The 21,635-nt window shown below is 56.1% G+C and carries 23 protein-coding genes; 12 read left to right on the forward strand and 11 right to left on the reverse strand.

Going from position 1 to position 21,635, the window contains the following annotated elements; translation table 11 throughout:
- Positions 1-36: 36 nt before the first annotated feature.
- Positions 37-543 carry a peptide deformylase gene (locus tag HGO37_RS00635; protein WP_250981741.1) on the forward strand — a complete coding sequence of 169 codons (507 nt, stop codon included), beginning with the start codon at positions 37-39 and terminating at the stop codon, positions 541-543.
- A gap of 10 nt (positions 544-553) precedes the next feature.
- Here the strand turns inward: HGO37_RS00635 and HGO37_RS00640 are convergent, their stop codons facing one another.
- Positions 554-979 carry an OsmC family protein gene (locus tag HGO37_RS00640; protein WP_250981742.1) on the reverse strand — a complete coding sequence of 142 codons (426 nt, stop codon included), beginning with the start codon at positions 977-979 and terminating at the stop codon, positions 554-556.
- Positions 980-1,105: 126 nt separating this feature from the next.
- On the opposite strand from HGO37_RS00640, the gene HGO37_RS00645 reads away from it, so the two are divergent.
- Positions 1,106-1,273, forward strand: a complete 168-nt coding sequence (locus HGO37_RS00645; protein ID WP_192488691.1) for a Thivi_2564 family membrane protein — start codon at positions 1,106-1,108, stop codon at positions 1,271-1,273.
- Positions 1,274-1,344: 71 nt separating this feature from the next.
- On the opposite strand, the gene HGO37_RS00650 is transcribed toward HGO37_RS00645, so the two are convergent.
- The 4 genes from HGO37_RS00650 to HGO37_RS00665 form a co-directional block, all read right to left on the reverse strand.
- Positions 1,345-1,983 (reverse strand): LysE family translocator, encoded by a 639-nt coding sequence (locus tag HGO37_RS00650; RefSeq protein ID WP_250981743.1) that lies wholly within the window; start codon positions 1,981-1,983, stop codon positions 1,345-1,347.
- Positions 1,984-2,046: 63 nt separating this feature from the next.
- On the reverse strand, positions 2,047-2,850 hold the full coding sequence (gene murI / locus HGO37_RS00655) for a glutamate racemase (RefSeq protein ID WP_250981744.1): 804 nt from the start codon (positions 2,848-2,850) through the stop codon (positions 2,047-2,049).
- A complete protein-coding gene (locus HGO37_RS00660) occupies positions 2,831-3,676 on the reverse strand; it encodes an RNA methyltransferase (RefSeq protein ID WP_250981745.1) in 846 nt (281 codons plus the stop codon). Before HGO37_RS00660 ends, murI begins: the two co-directional genes overlap by 20 nt.
- A 92-nt stretch (positions 3,677-3,768) precedes the next feature.
- Complete coding sequence (locus tag HGO37_RS00665) at positions 3,769-4,302, reverse strand: hypothetical protein (protein WP_250981746.1); 534 nt, start codon at positions 4,300-4,302, stop codon at positions 3,769-3,771.
- A 210-nt stretch (positions 4,303-4,512) separates the two neighbouring features.
- Between HGO37_RS00665 and HGO37_RS00670 the strand changes: the two genes are divergently transcribed.
- Both HGO37_RS00670 and HGO37_RS00675 read left to right on the forward strand, forming a co-directional pair.
- A complete protein-coding gene (locus tag HGO37_RS00670) occupies positions 4,513-5,727 on the forward strand; it encodes an NADP-dependent isocitrate dehydrogenase (protein WP_192488686.1) in 1,215 nt (404 codons plus the stop codon).
- Between the two features lie 126 nt (positions 5,728-5,853).
- Positions 5,854-6,480 carry a glutathione S-transferase family protein gene (locus HGO37_RS00675; protein WP_250981747.1) on the forward strand — a complete coding sequence of 209 codons (627 nt, stop codon included), beginning with the start codon at positions 5,854-5,856 and terminating at the stop codon, positions 6,478-6,480.
- 75 nt (positions 6,481-6,555) lie between these two features.
- On the opposite strand, the gene alaS is transcribed toward HGO37_RS00675, so the two are convergent.
- Both alaS and recA read right to left on the reverse strand, forming a co-directional pair.
- The gene (gene alaS, locus HGO37_RS00680) at positions 6,556-9,219 is read right to left on the reverse strand and encodes an alanine--tRNA ligase (protein ID WP_250981748.1); all 2,664 of its coding nucleotides are present in this window, start codon (positions 9,217-9,219) and stop codon (positions 6,556-6,558) included.
- Positions 9,220-9,427: 208 nt separating this feature from the next.
- Positions 9,428-10,516 carry a recombinase RecA gene (recA, locus tag HGO37_RS00685; RefSeq protein WP_192488683.1) on the reverse strand — a complete coding sequence of 363 codons (1,089 nt, stop codon included), beginning with the start codon at positions 10,514-10,516 and terminating at the stop codon, positions 9,428-9,430.
- A gap of 246 nt (positions 10,517-10,762) precedes the next feature.
- Between recA and HGO37_RS00690 the strand changes: the two genes are divergently transcribed.
- Positions 10,763-11,704 (forward strand): carbohydrate kinase family protein, encoded by a 942-nt coding sequence (locus HGO37_RS00690; RefSeq protein ID WP_250981749.1) that lies wholly within the window; start codon positions 10,763-10,765, stop codon positions 11,702-11,704.
- Positions 11,705-11,734: 30 nt separating this feature from the next.
- Complete coding sequence (locus HGO37_RS00695) at positions 11,735-12,661, forward strand: pseudouridine-5'-phosphate glycosidase (protein WP_250981750.1); 927 nt, start codon at positions 11,735-11,737, stop codon at positions 12,659-12,661.
- 76 nt (positions 12,662-12,737) lie between these two features.
- On the opposite strand, the gene HGO37_RS00700 is transcribed toward HGO37_RS00695, so the two are convergent.
- Positions 12,738-14,846, reverse strand: a complete 2,109-nt coding sequence (locus tag HGO37_RS00700; RefSeq protein WP_250981751.1) for an OmpA family protein — start codon at positions 14,844-14,846, stop codon at positions 12,738-12,740.
- 299 nt (positions 14,847-15,145) lie between these two features.
- On the opposite strand from HGO37_RS00700, the gene HGO37_RS00705 reads away from it, so the two are divergent.
- The 6 genes from HGO37_RS00705 to HGO37_RS00730 all read left to right on the forward strand — a co-directional run bounded on the left by HGO37_RS00705 (position 15,146) and on the right by HGO37_RS00730 (position 19,843).
- On the forward strand, positions 15,146-15,919 hold the full coding sequence (locus tag HGO37_RS00705; protein ID WP_250981752.1) for an ABC transporter substrate-binding protein: 774 nt from the start codon (positions 15,146-15,148) through the stop codon (positions 15,917-15,919).
- A gap of 112 nt (positions 15,920-16,031) precedes the next feature.
- Positions 16,032-16,835 (forward strand): ABC transporter permease, encoded by an 804-nt coding sequence (locus tag HGO37_RS00710; protein ID WP_192488678.1) that lies wholly within the window; start codon positions 16,032-16,034, stop codon positions 16,833-16,835.
- Entirely contained in the window at positions 16,832-17,662 is an 831-nt protein-coding gene (locus tag HGO37_RS00715; RefSeq protein WP_250981753.1) for an ABC transporter permease, read from the forward strand. Before HGO37_RS00710 ends, HGO37_RS00715 begins: the two co-directional genes overlap by 4 nt.
- Before the next feature lie 160 nt (positions 17,663-17,822).
- Positions 17,823-18,089 carry an usg protein gene (locus HGO37_RS00720; protein ID WP_250981754.1) on the forward strand — a complete coding sequence of 89 codons (267 nt, stop codon included), beginning with the start codon at positions 17,823-17,825 and terminating at the stop codon, positions 18,087-18,089.
- Positions 18,090-18,178: 89 nt separating this feature from the next.
- Entirely contained in the window at positions 18,179-19,006 is an 828-nt protein-coding gene (locus tag HGO37_RS00725) for a class I SAM-dependent methyltransferase (RefSeq protein WP_250981755.1), read from the forward strand.
- Positions 19,007-19,156: 150 nt separating this feature from the next.
- Positions 19,157-19,843: a DNA alkylation repair protein gene (locus tag HGO37_RS00730; RefSeq protein WP_250981756.1), complete on the forward strand. Its 687-nt coding sequence runs from the start codon at positions 19,157-19,159 to the stop codon at positions 19,841-19,843.
- 2 nt (positions 19,844-19,845) lie between these two features.
- On the opposite strand, the gene HGO37_RS00735 is transcribed toward HGO37_RS00730, so the two are convergent.
- The 3 genes from HGO37_RS00735 to HGO37_RS00745 all read right to left on the reverse strand — a co-directional run bounded on the left by HGO37_RS00735 (position 19,846) and on the right by HGO37_RS00745 (position 21,626).
- On the reverse strand, positions 19,846-20,337 hold the full coding sequence (locus tag HGO37_RS00735; RefSeq protein WP_192488673.1) for an Lrp/AsnC family transcriptional regulator: 492 nt from the start codon (positions 20,335-20,337) through the stop codon (positions 19,846-19,848).
- 65 nt (positions 20,338-20,402) lie between these two features.
- Positions 20,403-21,032: a uracil-DNA glycosylase family protein gene (locus tag HGO37_RS00740; RefSeq protein ID WP_250982376.1), complete on the reverse strand. Its 630-nt coding sequence runs from the start codon at positions 21,030-21,032 to the stop codon at positions 20,403-20,405.
- Positions 21,033-21,047: 15 nt separating this feature from the next.
- Positions 21,048-21,626: a thermonuclease family protein gene (locus HGO37_RS00745; protein ID WP_250981757.1), complete on the reverse strand. Its 579-nt coding sequence runs from the start codon at positions 21,624-21,626 to the stop codon at positions 21,048-21,050.
- Positions 21,627-21,635: the final 9 nt, after the last annotated feature.

The raw sequence follows: 21,635 nt of genomic DNA on the forward strand, positions 1-21,635 counted from the left end.
TTCTGGGTTTTATCAGGCGCAAAACCGGAGCATACAGTGGCAATCAGGCCCATTCTGCCCTACCCGCATAGCGGGCTTTCTACACCTTGCCAGCCGGTGACGGTGTTTGACGATGCGGTAAAAACGCTGTGCACCGACTTGCTGGATACCATGCGCGCCGCGCCCGGCGTCGGCATCACGGCTGCCCATATTGGTGTATTTCAGCGGGTGTTTGTGCTGGAACTGTCGCCACAGGACGGCGTCCGCAATTATATCAACCCGGAAATCCTCTCGCAGTCCGCACACACCATGCGTCACACTGAGGGCAGCGTTTCGATGCCCGGCTATACGGAGGAAGTGGAACGCCCAGCGGCCGTTCGCGTACGTTATCAGGATATCACCGGGGCATTTCACGAAGAAGAGGCAGAGGGATTTCATGCCATCTGCATCCAGCATGAAATCGATCAGCTTGATGGTATTTTCTGGCTGCAGAAACTGTCGCGCCTCAAGAGAGACCGTCTGGTGCGCAAATGGCAAAAGGCCGCTCACGCACCAAAATCATAAGCAGAGACGATTACGCTTTAACCGTTAGGTCAAAGGACACAGCACCACGCAGCGTGTTGCTGACGGTGCAGATATCTTCCGCCATATGGCCGATGGCCTGACGCTCGTCGTCGTTAAAATTACCCTTGATATCAAGCGCGATATGGAAGGTCTCGATGCGGGACGGTTCCGTTTTTGCCTTCTCGCCGGTTACTTCAGCCGTCACGTTCTCAAACCTGTCGAGGATGCCGAGCTTGCTGGCTGCGATGCGCGCGCTCAGCACCATGCAGGCCGCCAGCGATGAATAAAGCAGATCAATCGGATTGAAGCCCGGATCGGAAGCGCTGGTGGTGACGCCAAGCGTGCCGCCGGTTGGCGTTGTCAGGTCCGGCTGGCCCATTCTTGCCAGAACGGCCGTTGCGCCCGTGGGCCTTGTTTTCACTTTTACCTGGGTCATGTGTTGTCTCCGTCGGCCGATAGGATTTTTTTCAATTGTATTGTCCGCAATGGAACCAATGTGGTGATGAACGCATTTGATACGCAACGGTCAAGAACCGTTGGACAATTAAAGGAGCTGGGACCAATGGTTACATCCACCCTCATCAGCATTTTGATCACGTTTCTTGTTATCGTGCTGATTCTATGGCTGGTCGCTCGCTTGCCAATTGCTGGCAGCGCGAAGCAGATCGTCCAGGTTATCGTCATCATTATCGGTATTATTTCGCTTCTGAAATATCTCGCCGTATTCTGATCGATCGCGACAGGAAACAAAAAGAACAGGCGGCAATAACACCGCCTGTTCTTTTTTATTTAAATTGAATTTCAGATATTTGCCGCCCGCTTCCAACCCAGCGTCAGCAAGCCGGCGCCAATCAGCAGGCTTCCGCCTGTTCTATTGACCACCTTTTGCACTGATGGTTTGCGAATGGTGTTACGCGCCGCAGACGCCAGCAGCCCATAGAGTGCCGCATTGATGATGGCGAGCACCAGGAACGTCGTTTCAAAGATAACCATTTGCGGCAGCCAGGGCAACGCCGGCACCAGAAACTGCGGCAGAAACGCCACGAAAAACACGATGCTTTTCGGGTTGAGCGCAGTGACGATATAGGTATGCAGGAATATCCGCATCGGCCTTTCCTTGCCCGTCACATCGCCCTGTGAGGCATCGCCACCAATAACAGGCGCACGCCACAGCTTGATCCCGAGATAGATCAGATAGGCCGCACCCACCCATTTCAGCACCGTAAACAATGCAGCAGACGTCGCCAGCAAGGCACCAAGCCCCAGCATGGAGGCGGTCATCGCCGTAAAATCACCCAGCGCCACACCGGCAACCGTTGCCGTACCGGCCTTTCGGCCATGGCCAAGCGCATAGGAAATGACAAGCAGGATGGTTGGCCCGGGAATGGCCAGCATGACAATTGACGCAGCAGCAAACGCAATCCAGTTTTCAAACGGCATGGCAAATCCTCGCTCCAGAGAAACGCCACCAAGCCACCATTTTAACTGAAGTTCAAGCGCCGTTTATTGGGCGCGCAGGCCAAAGCCCTGCATCAGGCGACGGGTGGCGAAATCTGGATTGCCTGAGGTGAAAATCGCCACATCAAAACCATCGGGATGTACGGCACCCTGAACCAGTGGCACCAGATGGCGTGCCCGTCGTGCAATGGCTTCAGCCGGGTCCAGCCAGTCGACTGGCCACGGTGCCAAACGACGAAACAGATTGGACATGAACGGGTAATGGGTGCAGGCCAGCACGACGATATCGGTCTTGCGCTCCTCCTGCTCGACAAAACACGGCGTGATCTCAGCCATCACCGCCTCATCCGATACCGGCTCACCCCGGATCCAGCTTTCCGCCATCCGGGCCAGATTTTCCGAACCGACCAGTCGCACATGGCACTGGGTGGCAAAGGACTGGATGAGGTCACGCGTGTAGGCACGTTTGACCGTGCCGGGCGTGGCAAGAACCGATACAAGGCCGGAGCGTGTTCGCTCTGCTGCAGGCTTGATCGCCGGTACGGTGCCGACAAAGGTCATGGCAGGAAATGCTTCACGCAATGCCGCACCAACCAGCGTAAAGGCGGTGTTGCAGGCAATGACGCAGACCTCGGGATCGTGTTCTACCAGCAGCCGGGCAAACAGCGCCAGAATGCGCTCTTTCAGCGCCTCTTCTTCCCAGCCGCCATAGGGAAAACCGGCATCATCGGCAATATAGATGAATTCGCGCTCCGGCATCAGAACGCGAACTTCGCGCAAAACCGTCAGGCCACCAATTCCGGAATCAAAAACCAGAATTGGTTTCAGCTCATGCGTCTGTGCTGTCATCTTCCGAAACGCCCTTGCCGCCGGCATTGTTGTTGGGAGGCTGATAAAAAGCTCCACGCGGCGAGTTGCGCGTGTAACGGTCAAAGGTGCCGAACACGCCACGCAAAACGCTGATCTCCTGCGAGCTCAGCGCGCGTCTGGACAGAACGGCACGAAGATTTTCAGTCATGCGCTGCCTTTTGCCTTCGGGGCGGAAATAACCGCGGGCATCCAGCGCTTCTTCCACCTGTTCGTAAAGGCCATGCAGCTCTTCTTTTGTCGCCGGCCGCTGCTCGATCGGCTGGAAAAGCGTCGAAGACACGTCTTCCATGCCCGATTTCATCCACTCATAGGACATCAGCAACACAGCCTGCGCAATGTTCAGCGATGCAAAGGCTGGATTGACCGGGAAGGTCACGATCTCGTCGGCAAGCGCCACTTCTTCATTGGTCAGACCCCAGCGCTCACGACCAAACAAAATGCCGGTCTTTTCGCCGCCAACGAATTTACCGCGCAGCGTAGCAACGGCATCAACAGGTGCGCGAACCGGCTTGAAACCGTAACGTTCACGGGCAGTGGTGGCATAAACGAAATTCAGGTCGGCAATCGCTTCTTCCAGCGTCGCAAACACCCGCGTGCCGTCAATCACATGGTCTGCCTTGGAGGCCGCAGCGCGTGCCTTTTCGCTTGGCCAGCCATCCCGCGGGTTGACCAGACGCAGTTCCGCCAGGCCGAAATTGGCCATGGCACGGGCAACCATGCCGATGTTTTCGCCCAGTTGCGGTTCAACGAGGATGATTGCCGGGCCTTCTGCCACAAGTTCCAGCTCGCTATTGGTACCAGCCATATTCTTCTTCCAGATTACACGGGCGCTTCACTGGCACAAAATGCAGCGCAAATCAAAGTGTGCAGCGGAAAAAGGCGAATTGAAGACCGGCACTATTCACCCTTGATGATGCCATCCATCTCGACAACCAGGGAATCTGTGCCGTCGTCGCCAACCCGGTGAATGTCATCGATGACAGGCTTGCCATTTTCTTCGATCACATCGAAATGCACTTCGTTGACCATGTTCTTCATGTCGTTTTCGTCCATGCAGGACCACAGCTTGAAACTGACCTTTACGTCATTGACGCTGCCATCCTTTGGCTGAGCGGGTGCGATCGCCAGTTCCTGTATTGGACATCCATCCTGTGAACTGGTCACAACGTCGTAGCCAAAGGGGTCGCCCGGCTCGTTGTTTTCGGTGTCATAGGCCGGCTTTTTTGCCGCCTGATGGTAGGTTTCGACGAATCTCTTGCTGAACAGGCTGTTCAGCATGTCCTCGTCAAAAATGTATTTCCATTCCTCCTGCTCACCGGACCAGTTCTTGACGGTGATATCCATCACCTGACGCACGGGTGCCGTCGCATCTGCTGCGAATGCGCAGCTTGAGGCCAGAAAAACAAGGGTGGCTGTGAAAAAAGTACGCATGAAGATGTCCGGTCGCAAATCGACAATGAAGGAATGATTCGCCAGACTGTATTCCCATCCTGCCATTTGTCACCCACCCAACTTCATTTGGGCAGCCATGCAGAAAAACATGCTCCAAGCCTTTGCGGACGGCGCATGCGATGCTATAGCCGCACCGGATATTTTTCCGATACCGCGGACTTGTTCCGCCTCATTCATGGCGAGGAATTCATGGCAAAGATCAAGGTTGCAAATCCGGTTGTCGATCTCGACGGCGACGAAATGACCCGTATCATCTGGCAGCTCATCAAGGACAAGTTGATCCTGCCTTACCTCGATCTCGACATCGAATATTATGACCTTTCGGTCGAAAACCGTGACGCGACCAATGACCAAGTGACTGTTGATGCGGCTCACGCCATCAAGAAGCACGGCGTTGGCATCAAGTGCGCAACCATTACTCCAGATGAAGCCCGCGTTGAGGAATTTAGCCTCAAGCAGATGTGGAAGAGCCCGAATGGCACCATCCGCAACATTCTCGGCGGCGTTATCTTCCGCGAGCCAATCATCTGCAAAAACGTTCCACGTCTGGTTCCAGGCTGGACGAAGCCAATCGTTGTTGGCCGTCACGCATTCGGCGACCAGTACAAGGCAACCGACTTCAAATTCCCTGGCAAGGGCAAGCTGACGATCAAGTTCGTTGGTGAAGACGGCCAGGTTATCGAAAAAGACGTATTCGACGCACCGGGCGCCGGCGTTGCTCTGGCCATGTACAACCTGGATGAGTCGATCCGCGAGTTCGCACGCGCATCAATGAACTACGGCCTGATGCGCAAGTGGCCAGTTTACCTGTCCACCAAGAACACCATTCTCAAGGCTTATGACGGTCGCTTCAAGGACATCTTTGAAGAAGTTTACCAGGCCGAGTTCAAGGCGAAGTTCGACGAAGTCGGCATCATCTATGAACACCGCCTGATCGACGACATGGTTGCTTCCGCTCTGAAGTGGTCCGGCGGCTACGTTTGGGCATGCAAGAACTACGACGGCGACGTACAGTCCGACACCGTTGCACAGGGCTTCGGTTCGCTTGGTCTGATGACCTCCGTTCTGCTGTCGCCAGATGGCCGCACGGTTGAAGCTGAAGCTGCACACGGTACGGTTACCCGCCACTACCGCCAGCATCAGAAGGGCCAGGAAACCTCCACGAACTCGATCGCTTCGATCTTCGCATGGACACGTGGTCTCGCACACCGTGCCAAGCTGGACGACAATGCCGATCTGGCAAAGTTCGCTGCCACGCTGGAAACCGTTTGCGTTGACACCGTTGAAGCCGGCTTCATGACCAAGGACCTGGCACTGCTGATCGGTCCTGATCAGCCATGGCTGTCCACCACTGCCTTCCTCGATAAGATCGACGAAAACCTTCAGAAGGCTATGGCTGCCTGAGACAGCCAAACCTGAAGAGAACTTCGAGAACCCGGCCTTCGCGCCGGGTTTTCTTTTGGCTACGAGTGCAATGTCTTGATTACATCACAGGTCAGGCGCAGAATTTGCCAAAATGGAGGAGACGTTATGAGTGACCTGACATTTTATACCAACCCCATGTCTCGCGGTCGCATTGCCCGCTGGATGCTGGAAGAGGTTGGTGTGCCCTACCGCACCGAAATTCTGGCCTTCAGTACCGACATGAAATCACACGCCTACAAGGCGATAAACCCGATGGGCAAGGTGCCAGCCATCAAACATGGTGATACCATCGTCACCGAATGCGCGGCGATCTGCGCCTATCTTGCCGATGCTTTTCCCGGCGCAAATCTTGCACCACCCACCAAACAGCGCGGCCTTTATTACCGCTGGCTGTTTTTTACGGCGGGCCCGTTGGAAATGGCAGGTTGCTTCAAGGCGCTCGGTGTTGAAGTGCCGCCAGACAAATACCGCATGGTTGGCTGCGGCGCTTATGCAGATGTCATGAACACACTGGAACTGGCTGTCAGCGAAAACCGCTTTGTGGCTGGCGATCAGTTTACAGCGGCCGACGTTTATGTCGCCTCCCATATCGGCTGGGGCATGCAGGTCGGCACGGTCGAAAAACGTCCACATTTTGTGGAATATCTCAGCCATATCAGCGAACGCCCGGCATTCAAGCGTGCCTTGCAACTGGATGAGGAAGCCTCGAAAGATTTGCATCCCACCGGCTGACATGGCTTAGCGGACGGCGATCAGAAAATAAAAAAAGGCGGGTCAAACCCGCCTTTTTTCTTGGATGGTCCAGTCTCAGCCAGCGAGTGCCGCCGCAACAGCCTCAATGGCTTCAGATGCCTTGGCACCATCAGGGCCACCGGCCTGCGCCATGTCAGGACGGCCACCGCCACCCTTGCCGCCGAGAGCGGCAGAAGCAACGCGCACCAGATCAACGGCGCTGAAGCGCGATGTCAGGTCTTCGGTCACAGACACAACGGCACTTGCCTTACCATCGTCGGAGACGGCAATCAGCAGCACAACGCCGGAACCAATGCCTGCCTTGGCATCATCAGCAAGGCCCTTGAGGTCCTTGGCTTCAATACCGGACAGCGACTTGGCCAGCAGCTTTACGCCGCCAATCTCCTGCACGTCGCTTGCAGCGCCGTCAGCGGAACCGCCGCCCATGGCCAGCTTGCGACGGGCATCCGTCAGTTCCTTTTCAAGCTTCTTGCGCTCATCCAGCAGGCTTTCAACGCGCGACAACACTTCGCCCGGCTGAACCTTCAGCGAAGAAGCCAACGCCTTCACACGTTCGTCCTGCTCGGCGAGGTAGGCCAGAGCGCCCTGGCCGGTGACAGCTTCAACACGACGAACGCCAGCACCAACCGCGCTTTCGCCCAACACGCGCACCAGACCGATTTCACCGGTTGCTGACACATGCGTACCGCCGCAAAGTTCTACCGAGTACGGACGGTTGGCCTTGGCGCCGTGAATGCCAGTGCCCATCGACACAACGCGCACTTCGTCACCATATTTTTCACCGAACAGCGCCATGGCACCTTCGGCAATCGCATCGTCAACGCTCATCAGACGCGTGGTAACAGGCGCATTCTGCAGAATGATTTCGTTGGCCATCTGCTCAACGATCTTCAATTCCTCTGCCGTCATTGGCTTAGGATGAGATACGTCGAAGCGCAGACGCTCAGGCGCAACCAGCGAGCCCTTCTGGGCAACATGCGTGCCGAGGATTTCGCGCAGCGCCTCATGCAGCAGGTGGGTTGCCGAGTGGTTTGCACGCAGACGCGAGCGGCGGTCATGATCAACCGTCAACTGAACAGCGTCGCCGACCTTGAGACCGCCCTTTTCAACCGTACCGATGTGAACGAACAGGCCTTCGCCCTTCTTCTGGGTATCGGACACGGCAAATGCGCCATTGTCAGATGAGATGATACCGGTATCGCCCATCTGGCCACCGGATTCACCGTAGAACGGGGTCTGGTTGACGACAACCTGCACGGTTTCGCCTGCAGCAGCGGCATCAACAGCCTTGCCGTCCTTGACGATGGCCTGAACTACGCCTTCTGCCGTTTCGGTGTCGTAACCGAGGAATTCGGATGCACCGAGCTTTTCCTTCAGTTCAAACCACACCGTTTCCGTTGCCTTGTCGCCGGAGCCGGCCCAGTGCGAACGTGCTTCGGCCTTCTGGCGCTCCATGGCATCTGTAAAGCCGGAGATATCGACACCGATTTCACGGGCACGCAAAGCGTCCTGCGTCAGGTCAAGCGGGAAGCCGTAGGTGTCGTAAAGCTTGAATGCTGTTTCGCCGTCCAGCATGTCGCCCTTGTGCAATGTCGAGGTTGCGTCGGACAGCAACGAAAGACCACGCTCCAGCGTCTTGCGGAAACGGGTTTCTTCCAGCTTCAGCGTCTCAGAGATCAGCGCCTCTGCGCGCACCAGTTCCGGATAGGCACGGCCCATCTGCTGAACGAGCGTTGGCAGCAGCTTCCAGATCAATGGCTCTTTCGAACCCAGCAATTCCGCATGGCGCATGGCGCGACGCATAATACGGCGCAGCACGTAACCACGGCCTTCGTTGGACGGAAGAACACCGTCGGCAATCAGGAAGGCGGATGAACGCAGGTGGTCAGCAATAACACGGTGGCTGGCGCGCTTTTCGCCTTCAGCAGCAACACCGGTTGCCTCAACCGAAGCGGAAATCAGCGCACGGAACAGATCCGTGTCGTAGTTGTCGTGTTTGCCCTGCAGCAGCGCGGAAATACGCTCAAGACCCATGCCAGTATCGATAGATGGACGCGGCAGATTGATGCGCTCTTCCTTCGTCACCTGCTCATACTGCATGAAGACGAGGTTCCAAATCTCGATGAAACGGTCACCATCTTCATCGGCAGAGCCTGGAGGGCCACCCCAGATATGATCGCCGTGGTCGTAGAAAATTTCCGAACATGGACCGCAAGGACCGGTGTCACCCATGGCCCAGAAGTTGTCGCTGGTTGGAATACGGATGATGCGATCATCCGAGAAACCGGCAATCTTCTTCCACAGGTTAAAGGCTTCGTCGTCAGTGTGGTAGACAGTTACCAGAAGACGGTTCTTGTCGATGCCGTATTCCTTGGTGATCAGGTTCCAGGCGTGCGTGATCGCCTCTTCCTTGAAGTAGTCACCAAAAGAGAAGTTACCCAGCATTTCGAAGAATGTGTGGTGACGGGCGGTGTAACCGACATTGTCGAGATCGTTGTGCTTGCCGCCGGCTCGTACGCATTTCTGCGACGATGCAGCCGTGGAGTAAGGACGGCTTTCCAGACCGGTGAACACGTTCTTGAACTGAACCATGCCCGCATTGGTAAACATGAGGGTCGGGTCATTGCGCGGCACCAGAGGGCTGGAGGCTACGATTTCATGACCATTTTTCTTGAAGTAGTCGAGAAAGGTCGACCGGATTTCATTTACGCCGCTCATGCCCACACACCGCTCATACTGAGTCCTTCATTGCCGTTTGCAATACGGCTAACCATCAAAACCACTGGCTTTTATCGTTCACGTCTGGCCCTGTCCAGCCATTCGGGCCGCAACCATGGCACAAAAAAGGCCGCATGAACGGTGTCACGCGGCCTTTTGTTTCAATTCATACAGCGCCGTTTCAAATGAGAGACAGCGACCCGTTCGATCAGGCGTCAGGACCGTCGCCGTCTTCAGAACCTTCCGGACCACCATTCTGCAGGAAGCGGTCTGCAATCAGACCGGCATTCTGGCGGAGTGACAGCTCAATTTCATTGGCAAGCGCCGGGTTTTCACGCAGGAAGGTTTTGGCGTTTTCACGCCCCTGCCCCAGTCGCTGGCTGTTATAGGAGAACCAGGCACCCGACTTCTCAACGATGCCAGCCTTGACGCCCAGATCGACCAACTCACCGGTCTTGGAAACGCCTTCGCCGTACATGATATCGAATTCGACCTGCTTGAACGGAGGTGCCATCTTGTTCTTGACGACCTTGACGCGTGTCTGGTTGCCAACAACCTCTTCACGCTCCTTGACGGCGCCGATACGGCGAATGTCGAGACGAACGGAGGCGTAGAACTTCAGCGCGTTACCACCGGTTGTCGTTTCCGGCGAACCGAACATCACACCGATCTTCATACGGATCTGGTTGATGAAGATAACCATGCAGTTTGAACGGGAGATCGATGCGGTCAGCTTGCGCAGCGCCTGGCTCATCAGACGAGCCTGAAGACCCGGCAGGCTGTCGCCCATTTCACCTTCAATTTCCGCACGCGGCGTCAGGGCCGCAACGGAGTCGATAACCAGAACATCCACCGCGCCGGAGCGAACAAGCGTATCGGTAATTTCAAGTGCCTGCTCACCTGTATCAGGCTGGGAAATCAGCAGGTTCTGCAGATCGACGCCAAGCTTGCGGGCATAGACCGGATCAAGCGCGTGTTCCGCATCCACGAAGGCGCAAATGCCACCCTTTTTCTGGGCTTCTGCAATTGTCTGCAGCGCAAGCGTTGTCTTACCCGAGCTTTCAGGGCCGTAAATTTCAATGATACGACCTTTGGGAAGTCCACCAATCCCAAGGGCAATATCCAAACTAAGAGATCCCGTCGAAACCGTTTCAATTTCAACGACGTTTTCATTGGAGCCGAGCTTCATGATCGATCCCTTGCCGAACGAACGTTCGATCTGGGAGAGCGCCGCTTCCAGTGCCTTGCTTTTATCCACCGATTTATCCTCTACAAGACGCAAAGAATTTTGTGCCATCTGATCCACCTTTAGGTTATTGAAGCCCCACAGGCAATGAAGCGTTCCGTGAAGATTTTGTACCTTGTTTGTTCTCATTCGACAAGAGCAGATCATCATATTGAAAACAATAATGGATAAGTGGTTTGTTCTATTTTTGTTTTTCTTCGTGGAAGCCACGGCAAAAAAGATGAAAAACCACAGGTCAAACCGCAAAAGGGTCGAATCGCACCCCTGCATCAGACCGGTGGAATACGGGAACGGACGATGAAAAAAATACTCGTACTCGGTGGTGCCCACATAGATCGCCGAGGTCTGATAACAGGTGAAACCTCACCGGCTGCCAGTAACCCCGGACGTTGGATGGAAGAGGCAGGCGGTGGCGGCTTTAATGCTGCCCGCAACCTTTCCCGCCTCGGTTTTGACGTTCGCATCATCTCGCCGCGCGGCGGCGATGCCACCGGCGAAGCAGTCGCGGCAGCGGCCATTGAAGCTGATGTCGAAGACACGCCTTTTGTCTTTCTGGACCGCAAGACACCCAGCTACACCGCGATCCTTGAGCGCGACGGCAATCTGATCATCGCGCTGGCCGACATGGACCTCTATGACCTGTTTTCGCCCCGCCGCCTGCGCGTGCGGGCTGTCAGGGATGCAATTGAGGCAACCGACGCCATTCTGTGCGACGCCAATCTGCCGAAGGATACACTTGCGGCACTCGGCAAAGCGGCGAAGGAACAGGGCAAGCTTCTGGCTGCCATTGCGATTTCGCCAGCCAAGGTCGTCAAGTTGCAAGGCGCGCTTGAGAATATCGACATTCTCTTCATGAACGAGGCCGAAGCCCGCACCATTACCGCCCACAGCCCGGAAAAATCCGCCGACTGGCCAGCCCAGCTGCGCGCAGCCGGTGTGAGGGGTGGCGTGGTAACGCGCGGCTCCAATGAAGTGATTGCCTTTGTCGGCGAAAACACTGCATCGCTGCAGCCACCAGTCCTGAAAGAGGTACGTGATGTCACAGGGGCTGGTGATGCCCTTGCATCCGGTTTTCTGGCAGGCCATCTTCAGGGCCAGAACATAGGCGAAAGCCTGCGTTGGGGCACAGCAGCGGCAGCCATTACGGTCCTTTCACCCTTCGCCACATCGCATGAAATGTCACAAGACAACATTGACCTGATGTTACGTCTTGTGCCCGAAGCACAAACCCTGTCATGAGACATTGATAACAGAAATTGGAAATACCCGATGACAAAGCCAATCTCCCCTCTCCTTCCGATTGTCTATTCCGACGAAGTTGCTGCTGCCAAACAGCGCGGCGCACCAATCGTTGCCCTTGAATCGACCATCATCACCCATGGCATGCCTTACCCTGGCAACATTGAAATGGCGCAGGGCGTGGAAGAACTGATCCGCCAGGAAGGTGCCGTACCGGCCACCATCGCTGTTATCGATGGCGTTCTGCATATCGGTCTTGAAAAGACCCAGCTGGAAACCCTCGCCCAGACCACTGGTGCCATGAAAGTTTCGCGCGCCGATATCGCCTTTGCGATTGCCGAGCGCCGCACCGGTGCGACCACCGTTGCCGCCACCATGATTGCCGCCGCACGCGCTGGCATCAAGGTCTTCGCAACCGGTGGCATTGGTGGCGTACACCGCGGCGCCGAAGAAAGCTTCGACATCTCTGCCGACCTGACCGAACTTGCCAAAACCGGCGTGATCGTCATTTGCGCTGGCGCCAAGGCCATTCTCGACATTCCAAAGACGCTGGAAGTTCTGGAAACCGGCGGCGTTCCTGTCGTGACCTATGAAGCCACTGAATTCCCGGCCTTCTGGTCGCGTTCGTCCGGCCTGCAAAGCCCGCTGACACTGAACAGCCCGGCCGCGATTGCCAACTTCCAGACGACCCGCGAACAGCTCGGCATCGACGGCGGCATGCTGATTGCCAACCCGGTTCCGGAAGAAGATGAAATTCCGCGCGAAGAGATGGAAATCTACATCAGCCGCGCCATTGCCAATGCAGAGCGTGAGGAAATCACCGGCAAGGCCGTAACGCCTTACCTGCTGGACAACATCTTCCGTCTGACCAGCGGCCGCAGCCTCAAGACCAACATTGCCCTGGTGCGCAACAATGCACGCCTGGCCGCTGAAATCGCGGTTGCCCTCAACGGCTGATTTGTTCGACATTTCAGGCATGAAAAAAAGCCCGGTTCCTTTCGGAGCCGGGCTTTTTATTGTCATCAGAACATTATCAGTTCTGTGCGACCGGACGAACCAGCGGCGTGACACGGCGGATGGTCACACGGCGGTTCTGCTGTTCTGCAGAAAGTGTGCGTACCTTCAGGTAACGTTCGCCATAGCCCTGCGTTGCCAGGTTTTCCGGCGGAATGCCGTAAACGTCGGTCAGGATATTGGCGACCGATTCAGCGCGACGGTCCGACAGGATCAGGTTGCTTTCGTCAGAACCGACAGCGTCCGTATGACCTTCAATGAGGAAGGTTTCGGCCGGGTTCTGGTCCAGCGTCTTGTTGATCGCGTCTGCCACCTTGCGAAGTGTGCGTGCCTGGTTCATCGGAATATCGGCACTGCCCGTTGCAAAGGTCACCGTATCGAGGTCGATACGACGTACCTTGTCACGAATACGCGCAGAGTACTTCACCTCGTCCAGCGAGTAGACACGCTCGACAGGTTCGACCGGCGGCTGTTCGAGGAACGCGTAATAGTCACGGTCCGGATCGCTTGTCGTGTCGATGATGTAGTCCTGAACCGGAATGCGCAGGCGCATCGGTGGAAGGTCAAGGCCCGGATCGCGATAAGCATATTCGCGGTCAGGACGCTCCATCAGTTCCGGTGCGTAGAAGAGCACATATTCACGGCCACGATTATCGATGCGCGAACGCTGGATGATGTCGCCGTAACGGTTACGGATCGTCACAACCTGCGTGCCGTCGTTACGCTCCACAGTTTCGCGGATACGGCCACCTGGCAGACGCTCGTAATACGGCTCTTCACCTTCACGTATGAAGCGGCTGGTATCGTCGCCACGCACGATGATGCGGTCACCTAGCTGCAGGATGATACGGGCGCCATCTTCATTGTTGTTACGACGGCCACCATCGCGTGGCTGCCACTCACGCACGCCTTCCGGACGTTCAAAACGTGGTGGACGGGCAATGCGCTCACCCTGCTGGGCCGTTGCAGCTTCCATCTTGACCGGTGGCGGTGGTGCCTTGCCATCGGGCCGCATAGCCTGTGCTTCGGCGTCCGAGGTCGGAACCTTCACTTCACCGGCCTGCTCACGCTCCTTGCGACGTTCGTCACGAGACTTTCTGTCGCCAGAACGTTCCGCTTCCTTGTCGCTGTCGAGAACGGCAGCACCCTTGTCGACCGGCAGAATAACCGTTTCATCGGTCTTGGACGGGTCCGCAGCAATGGCCTTGGCCTGGTCCAGTTGTTCCTTGGTCATGGAAGGAGCTTCTTCCTGCGGAGTAGCAACCTGATCCGGCACGGCTTCACCGGCTGGGGCCTGGCCACTTGCAGCACCGTCCTGTGGTGGTGGCGGTGCGTCAGGGGCTGGCGGCGCGTCTGGGGCTGGTGCCGGGGTGGGTGCAGGTGCATCAGCGTCCGGCGCAGGTGCCGCAGCATCTGGTGCAGGTGCCGGTGTTGGCACAGGAGCCGGCTCTTCAGCGGCGGGACGTGGAGCAGGTTTTTCACGGTTCGGGCGTGGGCGCTGCTTGGACTGGTCATCACCCGGCTGGCGGCCCGGCTGTGGGTCTGCCTGCTGCTCCGGCACCGGAGCTTTCTCAGGCGCTGGTGATTCCTGCGGTACTGGAGCTTCCTTCGGTTCAGGTGCCGGTGCTTCGGCGGCTGGCTCACGTTTTGGTCGGCGCTTCGGCTCAGGTGCCTGTTCGGCGGCAGGAGGAGCAGCCTCTGGTGCCGGTTCTGGCTCAGCCGCAGGCGGCGCAGGTTCTGGTGCTGGTGGCGGAGGTGGTGCCTCAGCGGCGGGTGGTGCTGGCTCCGGCGCAGGCTCGGCCGCTGGTGGTGCGGGTTCCGGTGCTGGTGGTGGCGCTGCGTTCTGCGCGGCAAGCGCTGCATCAAGCTCAGCCTGCGCGGCCCCTACGGCCGCCTGTGCGGCAGAAGTGTCACCACCGCTTGCCTGTACATCAGCCAGTGCCTGCTGCGCTGCCTGCAATTGCTGGCGCGCGCCTTCAACGCTGACCTGTACGCGAATAACATCCCGGCTCTCAGCTTGGAAAGAAACGGTGGGCCTCAATGTCATGGCGCCGGCTGGTTGAGCCGTCATGACAATGGACATAAGGGGAAGAACAACCCCGGCCCTCAACATGGTTTTATTCAGCATCGTGTTTCCTCATGTGCCTGAATGCTTCGTTGTCATCTGCGTCATTCAGGGCTTTTTTGTGCCCGGTCAGCGCAACGCGCCAATCATGACATTGTTCCAATCATGAACGGAGAAGCCTGTACGCAGAATGAACGGACAACAACCATGCCGAAGCTGTTTGACAGATCGCGGAATTGAGGTTGCATTTTATTTGCAACGGTATGAGTATCCGGCCAGCGAGGTGCAATGACCCCACGCAACAGACACTGGCACGGAAAAAAACAACAGCCCGCCAGTGAAAACCAAAAGAGAGGATCGCAATGCGTATTTCTACCCGTCTTCTTGCCGCCGCTTCCATCGCGGCAGTATCTTTGTTTTCCGGCGCAGCCCTTGCGCAAGACAAGCTCGTTATCGGCACGGAAGGCGCTTACCCTCCCTTCAACAACCTTGAAGCGGACGGCACGCTGACCGGTTTTGATATCGATATCGCCAAGGCGCTCTGCGAAGAGATGAAAACCGAATGCACCTTCGTAACCAACGACTGGGATGGCATTATTCCGGCCCTGCAGGCCAAGAAGTTCGATGCAATCGTCGCGTCCATGTCGATTACACCTGAGCGTTTGGAAAAGGTCGACTTCTCCAAGAAGTACTACAACACACCGCCGGCCATTGCGGTTCCGAAGGATTCGCCAATCAAGACGCTTGAAGACCTCAAGGGCAAGAGCCTCGGCGCGCAGGGTTCCACAACCCATGCCAACTACGCCGAAAAGCATCTGGCTGATTCTGACCTCAAGCTCTACCCAACCGCTGACGAATACAAGCTCGACATCACCAACGGCCGTATTGATGGCGTTATCGACGACATCGTCGTTCTGTCGGAATGGGTCAAGTCTGACGCTGGCGCTTGCTGCAAGATCCTGACACCACTGAAGGTCGATCCTGAAATCAATGGTAATGGTGCCGGTATTGCTGTGCGCAAGGGCGACACTGCACTTGCTGACAAGCTGTCTGGCGCTATCGCCGCCATCCGTGCGAACGGCAAATACAAGGAAATCAACGACAAGTACTTCGATTTCGACGTTTACGGCGAATAATCAGTGCTGATCTGTTGAAAGTTGATGGCGGATGGCTTGCCCTTCCGCCATTTTTGTTTGAAAAACATGGATAGATTCAAAAGAAGCGGCAAAGACCGCAGGGGAAGTTGGCATGAGCGGATTGTTTTCCGCGGTAGGCTCTTTTTGGGCCTACATTACGCATCTATTTGATCCATTCTGCGGCCCTGTTGGTGTCTTCTCGTTTCTGGATCAGTCCAGCATCATTTCCTGTGGCCCGACAGGCTGGGGTGACGAAGTTGCCTTTGGCGTCAAGGTCACCATCACACTGGCACTGGCAACTTTGCCGGTCGGTTTGATCATCGGCTTCATGATCGCACTTGCAGCCCAGTCCAGCGAAAAGTCGCTGCGGATCGCTGCCGGTATCTACACCACGATCTTCCGCGGCCTGCCTGAGCTTTTGACGCTGTTCATCGTTTATTACGGCATACAGATGCTGCTGCAATCGGTGGCCGGTTCGCTTGGTTTCAGCGGACCGATTGAAATCAACGCCTTTGTCGCGGGCATGATTGCACTGGCCGTGGTGTTTTCGTCCTATTCCTCCGAAGTGCTGTTATCAGCTTTCAAGGCCATACCCAAAGGCCAGTACGAAGCGGGCGATTCCCTAGGTCTCCGACGCAGCCGCACCATGCTGCTGATCGTACTGCCGCAACTGGTCAGAATTGCCCTGCCCGGCATGACGAACCTGTGGATGATCCTGTTGAAGGACACCTCCTACGTATCGATAATCGGCCTGACCGACATCCTGCGCCAGACCGGCGTTGCGGCCCGCGTCAGCAAGGAAGCCTTCTTCTTCTACGGGCTTGCCTGCCTGCTGTTTCTGGTTCTCGCCATGCTGTCGTCGATTGGTCTCGGTTACATTGATCGCTGGTCACGCAAATCGGAGGCCAAACGATGAGCCATGCCGAACATCTGATTGCAGCCCGCCCTGCGCCTCCTGCCGAAAAAAAGCCGATGACACTGGCCCGCGCCAGCGGTTACGTTATCATTGGCATCTGGTGCCTTGTGGCTCTTGGCCTCGTCTACACCATCATCAACGGTTGGGACTGGGCCAAGGTGGAACGTTACGGACCGCGTTATCTCGACGGACTGAGAACAACGATCATTCTCGTCACGGTTTCGATCATTCTCGGCGCTATCCTGTCGCTGCCGATTGCCTTTGCGCGCATGTCGAAAAACCCGTTTTTGGCGGCACCGGCCTATGCCTATGTCTACGTGTTTCGGGGCACACCGCTGCTGGCGCAGCTGTTCCTGATCTATTACGGCCTTGGCACATTCCGCACGGAACTGGAAAGCATTGGCCTGTGGTGGTTCTTCCGGGAAGCCTGGTATTGCGGCCTGCTCTCCATGACGCTCAACACAGCGGCCTATCAGGCTGAAATCCTGCGCGGTGCCATTGCCAGCGTGCCGATCGGCCAGCGCGAAGGCGCCTTTGCGCTTGGCCTGCCGAAATCCATCATCTTCCGCAAGATTACCATGCCGCAGGCACTCATTGTTGCCCTGCGCCCCTATGGCAATGAAATCATTCTGCTGATCAAGGGTTCGGCTGTTGTCTCCGTCGTGACCGTATTCGACCTGATGGGCCAGACACGTTACGCCTTTTCCCGCACCTTCGATTACCAGACTTATCTGTGGGCCGCGATTTTCTACCTGACGATCGTCGAGACACTGCGTCACGTCTGGGCATGGCTTGAAGCCCGCCTGACGCGCCACCTGAAGCGCTGAAGCTGTTAGCAGCACTCCACGACGAGAGCTGCTAACACACTGAAAAATAATTTCTTTTTAGCCAGATAAATACAATTTCAAGATTCGGTTAACCATGTCATGCTCCCATGGTGATGTTGAACACAAGTTCAGCACCGCCAAAAAAACGGGAACAAGTATCATGAACACAGACATGGAAATGATGCTAAAAGGTTACGGCCTCACCACTGCCCAGATCTTCTACCGCATGCCCGATCACCCCGCTTTTCTCCAGACCTATGTCTGGCAGCATTACGATCTGGCACCGGACTTTCCAGAAATGAACGGCTTTCTGAAGTTCTGGCGTGAAAAGCTCGATGGTCCCCTGCATTCGGTAAAATATGTGCATCGGCAACTGATTTCGGCCAGCGAATGGCGCGCACTGAAGGGCGAGTTCATTCTCCACTGAATAACGGCTTTTCGAGATAAACATTGCGCGTGCCCGGCGGGCAGCTTACAGCAAGGCTGAACACCAAAAATTCAGCCAAGGGTACTGCAATGACCGGAAAACAACAGAAGATCGACGAAGAGGCCCTTGCCGAAGCCTATAACCGCGCACTGGCCCATGAGAAGGCTGGCGAGATCGATGCTGCCGTAGCAGCCTACCAGGAAGTTCTGGGCCTTGATCCGGAAGATCATGGTGGTGCGGCTGTTCGCCTTGCTTCACTTGGTCGTGGTGAGACACCGCCAAAGGCTCCCGATGCCTATGTCGAAACACTGTTTGACCAGCACGCCGAAGCCTTTGAAGACATTCTGGTCGAGCAGTTGGGTTATGCGGTTCCGATGATCGTGCGCCAGCGCCTGCAGTCTCTCAACCTTGGCCCATTCAAGCGCCTGCTTGATCTCGGCTGTGGCACCGGCCTGACGGGTGCCGCCCTGCGGGACATGGTGGAAGACAGCACCGGTATCGACATTTCCGAGAACATGGTTGAAATCGCTCATGAAAAGGAAATCTACGAAACGCTTTACGTAGCGGAAGTCGAGGATTTCCTTGAGGACAATGACGATGACGCTTTCGACCTGATCACCGCCACCGATGTGCTGCCGTACCTTGGTGCGCTTGAGCCGCTGTTTTTCGGTGCGGCCGAAAACTTGGCTCCTGGCGGTATCTTTGTGTTCTCGTCTGAAACGCTGCCAGACGATGTTCTGGCCGGACGGACCTACATGGTTGGTCCGCACCAGCGTTTTGCCCATGCAGAAAGCTACGTGAAGGAACGTCTCGAGGCGACTGGTTTCGAAATTCTCGAAGTCACCGACATCAATGTGCGCATGCAGGATGGCAACCCGACACCGGGCCATCTGGTGGTGGCAAAGCTCAAGGCTTAACCCTCAAAAAAGGCGCGGCGAAAATCGCGCCTTTTTCTTTGCCTATGTTTCGCGATTTGCGGTCCTGTCACGACATGTCGCATGGCATGATGTCCTGAAAAACGGCATGGTGTCTCAACGGTCGATATGCGGCCTTGAGGTGAACAGGCAATGCTCGACAAAAACGCATCCGCACAAGACATCATTCACCACCTTCAAACCATGACATCGCAGGATGCCATTGATGGCATGCGCCGCTTTTCCATTGTCACCGATACCGCGCTCGGCATCAGCAATCCCGACCTGCAAAAACTGGCCCGGCAGGTCGGCAACAACCACCAGCGGGCCTTGCAATTATGGAATAGTGACATTCGTGAAGCGCGGTTGATGGCGATCTATACCGCCGACCCAACCTTGTTGACACAGAACGAATGTCTGGCCTGGGCGGGCGATTTCAACTCCTGGGAAATTGTCGATGCCGCTGCCGATCTCTTCACGCAGACGTCATTCTGGAAAGACCTGATCGACACATTCAGCGCCGACGACAGGGAATTTGTCCGGCGCACCGCCTTTGCGATGATTGCCGGCGCAACGGTTCACCTAAAAAAAGAACCGGACGAAACCATGCTCGGATTTTTGCCGCTCATCAAGACATACGCAAATGACGACAGGAATTTTGTGTGCAAGGCAGTGAACTGGGCGCTGCGCAATATCGGCAAACGCAGCACCAATTGCCACACCCCCGCACTGGCATTGGCGCAGGTTTTGGCAGACAGCAAAAACAAAACGGAAAGATGGGTTGGCAAGGATGCCGTCAAACAATTGACGGGCGAAAAACTGCTCGCCCGTCTGAAGTAGTCTTATTCTTCACCCGACGACTTGGTGTTGTCGAGCAGCATGTAATCCAGCGGCAGTTCAGTCGTGTACTTGATCTGCTCCATGGCGAAGGCAGACGACACGTCGCGGATTTCGATCTTGGCAATCATGCGCTTGTAGAAAGCATCGTAAGCACCGATGTCAGGCACCACCACGCGCAGCAGGTAATCCACGTCACCGCTCATGCGGTAGAATTCGACAACCTCAGGGAATTCGGAAACCACTTCCGAGAAACGCTTCAGCCACTCAATGGAGTGGGATGCCGTGCGAATGGAGACAAAAACCGTAACCTTGGTGTTGACTTTGGCCGGGTCCAGAAGAGCGACACGACGGCGAATGACACCATCTTCTTCCATCTTCTGGATACGCCGCCAACAGGGCGTCGTGGAAAGGCCGACCTTCTTGGCAAGGTCAGCAACAGCCAGGGTTGAATCCTCCTGAAGTATGCGCAGGATTTTGCGGTCTAATCGATCCAATTCCATTCCTCCTGAATTATTTTCCTTTAGATACACGATTCAAAAGAAAAAAACAGAAAAATTTTTCACTTAATTAGCATTTCAACAGACTGTCGCAAAACTGGCAACAGGTCCTCTTCAAACCATGGATTTTTCCGTATCCAGGCTGTATTGCGCCAGCTTGGATGCGGCATTGGCAGCATACGAATGCCCTCATTCCTGAAAAATGTCGTGCGCCAGTCGCGTACCGTTTCCGTGACATTGCCACTGCGCGTTTTGCCCATGTGCCAGGCCTGCGCATAGCCGCCAATCGCCAGAACCAGCTCTATCTGTGGCATGGCATCCATCACCCGCTGACGCCAGAACGGTGCGCATTCCTTGCGCGGTGGCAGGTCGCTACCCTTGGCATCGTAACCGGGAAAACAGAACCCCATAGGCACGATGGTGAAAAGGTCACGATTGTAAAACTGGTCGCGGTCGACAGACAGCCAGTTGCGCAGCCGATCACCCGACGCGTCATTGAATGGCAGTCCGCTTTCATACACCCGAAGCCCCGGCGCCTGACCGGCAATCAAAATACGCGCCTTGGAGGAAATCACCGCCACCGGACGCGGCTCATGCGGCAAGCGATAGGCCCCACCGCGCGCCGGCGTGTCACGACAGATACGACAGGCGGCAATCTCGGCCCTTAAGATATCCAGATCCTTGTCCCTGATGTCAGGCACTCACACTCACTCCCAGCCAAGCAGATGGCGAACCGCCGCAAGGAAACCGGACAATGGTACGTCCATTTCCGCCGTCTTGCGCAACTTGCGCCAATTGGCCGGCGCTTCGAACGCCCCTGCCCACAGGCCAAGCCCACTGGCCTTTGCTTCGCTTTCCTCGTCCGAAAACAGAAAATATTCTGTCCGCACGGCCAGTCCCCGGCGCACCATTTCAGCCGCCACATCCTGACCATCCAGGAAACACCGGACGAGCAAACGCTGATATCGATCCATGTCATTGCCACGGCATTCCAGTCCGACAGAAACCAGGCTGGCCAGCGCCTGTTTGGCGGCCTGCCCGCAGGGCCAGTCAGAACCATTGCGCTGGCATTGCTGGTCAAGTTCAGGCGCATCGATACCCAGCAGACGGAAACGTTTTCCGTTCAGCGCCAGCGTATCACCGTCAATGACATAATAGGCTCCAGCATGCCGCTGCATGTTGTCGCTGTCCAGCTTGGCAGCAATCAGAATTCCCAGCAGAAAAATGGCAATCAGCACAATTCCGTCGCGCAAAAAAGCCAACCGCCTGCCCTTGTTTTGTCTCATATGCCAACA

The organism is Rhizobium sp. CG4 (assembly GCF_023701965.1).
Classification (GTDB): domain Bacteria; phylum Pseudomonadota; class Alphaproteobacteria; order Rhizobiales; family Rhizobiaceae; genus Agrobacterium.

Excerpts from the sequence above, each read along its gene's own strand:
- HGO37_RS00705 (WP_250981752.1), top strand. The coding sequence starts at position 15,146 with ATGCGTATTTCTACCCGTCTTCTTGCCGCCGCTTCCATCGCGGCAGTA.
- HGO37_RS00700 (WP_250981751.1), bottom strand. The coding sequence starts at position 14,846 with ATGCTGAATAAAACCATGTTGAGGGCCGGGGTTGTTCTTCCCCTTATG.
- alaS (WP_250981748.1), bottom strand. The coding sequence starts at position 9,219 with ATGAGCGGCGTAAATGAAATCCGGTCGACCTTTCTCGACTACTTCAAG.
- HGO37_RS00645 (WP_192488691.1), top strand. The coding sequence starts at position 1,106 with ATGGTTACATCCACCCTCATCAGCATTTTGATCACGTTTCTTGTTATC.
- HGO37_RS00745 (WP_250981757.1), bottom strand. The coding sequence starts at position 21,626 with ATGAGACAAAACAAGGGCAGGCGGTTGGCTTTTTTGCGCGACGGAATT.
- HGO37_RS00690 (WP_250981749.1), top strand. The coding sequence starts at position 10,763 with ATGAAAAAAATACTCGTACTCGGTGGTGCCCACATAGATCGCCGAGGT.
- HGO37_RS00665 (WP_250981746.1), bottom strand. The coding sequence starts at position 4,302 with ATGCGTACTTTTTTCACAGCCACCCTTGTTTTTCTGGCCTCAAGCTGC.
- HGO37_RS00720 (WP_250981754.1), top strand. The coding sequence starts at position 17,823 with ATGAACACAGACATGGAAATGATGCTAAAAGGTTACGGCCTCACCACT.
- HGO37_RS00650 (WP_250981743.1), bottom strand. The coding sequence starts at position 1,983 with ATGCCGTTTGAAAACTGGATTGCGTTTGCTGCTGCGTCAATTGTCATG.
- HGO37_RS00715 (WP_250981753.1), top strand. The coding sequence starts at position 16,832 with ATGAGCCATGCCGAACATCTGATTGCAGCCCGCCCTGCGCCTCCTGCC.
- HGO37_RS00640 (WP_250981742.1), bottom strand. The coding sequence starts at position 979 with ATGACCCAGGTAAAAGTGAAAACAAGGCCCACGGGCGCAACGGCCGTT.
- HGO37_RS00710 (WP_192488678.1), top strand. The coding sequence starts at position 16,032 with ATGAGCGGATTGTTTTCCGCGGTAGGCTCTTTTTGGGCCTACATTACG.
- recA (WP_192488683.1), bottom strand. The coding sequence starts at position 10,516 with ATGGCACAAAATTCTTTGCGTCTTGTAGAGGATAAATCGGTGGATAAA.
- murI (WP_250981744.1), bottom strand. The coding sequence starts at position 2,850 with ATGACAGCACAGACGCATGAGCTGAAACCAATTCTGGTTTTTGATTCC.
- HGO37_RS00730 (WP_250981756.1), top strand. The coding sequence starts at position 19,157 with ATGCTCGACAAAAACGCATCCGCACAAGACATCATTCACCACCTTCAA.
- HGO37_RS00695 (WP_250981750.1), top strand. The coding sequence starts at position 11,735 with ATGACAAAGCCAATCTCCCCTCTCCTTCCGATTGTCTATTCCGACGAA.
- HGO37_RS00725 (WP_250981755.1), top strand. The coding sequence starts at position 18,179 with ATGACCGGAAAACAACAGAAGATCGACGAAGAGGCCCTTGCCGAAGCC.
- HGO37_RS00660 (WP_250981745.1), bottom strand. The coding sequence starts at position 3,676 with ATGGCTGGTACCAATAGCGAGCTGGAACTTGTGGCAGAAGGCCCGGCA.
- HGO37_RS00675 (WP_250981747.1), top strand. The coding sequence starts at position 5,854 with ATGAGTGACCTGACATTTTATACCAACCCCATGTCTCGCGGTCGCATT.
- HGO37_RS00670 (WP_192488686.1), top strand. The coding sequence starts at position 4,513 with ATGGCAAAGATCAAGGTTGCAAATCCGGTTGTCGATCTCGACGGCGAC.